Origin of the sequence: Paenibacillus sabuli, assembly GCF_014705605.1 — a bacterium.
Classification (GTDB): Bacteria; Bacillota; Bacilli; order Paenibacillales; family Paenibacillaceae; genus Paenibacillus_D; species Paenibacillus_D sabuli.
The window spans coordinates 1-1,030 of the sequence record NZ_JACXIZ010000109.1; the positions used below are offsets into that span (position 1 = coordinate 1).

Consider the following 1,030-nt stretch of genomic DNA (forward strand, 5'->3'; position numbering starts at 1 on the left):
AACATTTGGCCAAGCCTTTTCGTTGGACGTTTGACGGCAAATTGCTCAATATCTAAGATGTGATCTTGAATTTAAGCTATTGTGTACTAGCAGGATTCATGTGATTAACATAAGTACCGGATTGACTATACCCATAAATAACCACGGCATGGCCTCCCCCTGTGCTCCATCCCCAAGACACATAAATTGGACGTCCGTTATCAATTTCAGTTTTTAATTCAGACCAAGTAAGACTACCGGTGTATTTATAAGCGCTCACGCCGTAATACATTACGAATCCATCAAGTACATTATCAATGTTTTCAGATGTATTATCGCATGTGACTTCTCCAAACCTAATGTTTATTGCAAACGCACATTGCAATTCATCTATCCCAAAATGTTTAAGAATACTAACACTTGAAGCTGCCCAGACCAATTGCTTTTTTTTTGTTTGACAGCTGGATAAGAGGCAATATTACCTGCAGATACTTGAGATGTAAAAGAAATTAAAAATACTCCTATAAACACCGAAAGAATTAAAAGTGTCTTTGTTTTACCACGTCTGAAAGGATTCTCATTTTTTCACCCCATAATCATTTTACTATATTATGTATTAATTTTAAAAAAAATAAATAGTTATAAATATCTAACTATTGTCGGAAATTGTATTTTTATTCTCCCTCCAGTATTCACTTGTATTCACTGAATGGACATCAGGCTGTGGGTTTTGGCAAGTGCGATATGAAAAGACGAGTAACACCGAAATCGCTTGGATAATACCCAAATAAATGAAATAATAAAAACAAAAAAGGAGCCATTCCTGTAATGAAGTAATTTGCTCTTTGAAAACAGAAAGCGCCTCTTGTTATACTGGGAACCGTTCGGCCAGAACAAATCCCAAAACGAAAGAGGCGCTCACTATGAAGTATAAGATGAAGCAGAAACAGAATCAACGGATTACACGAATTACCGAATCGACATTGGTTGTCGGTGCGGACATTGCCAAGAAAGTGCATGTAGCTCGGGCGGTAGATTTTCGCGGGATTGA

Annotated in this window: 1 protein-coding gene; it reads right to left on the reverse strand. The window is 37.1% G+C overall.

What is annotated here, in order from left to right; genetic code table 11:
• Positions 1-76: 76 nt before the first annotated feature.
• On the reverse strand, positions 77-418 hold the full coding sequence (locus IDH44_RS27515) for a C39 family peptidase (RefSeq protein ID WP_190921788.1): 342 nt from the start codon (positions 416-418) through the stop codon (positions 77-79).
• Between the last annotated feature and the right edge of the window lie 612 nt (positions 419-1,030).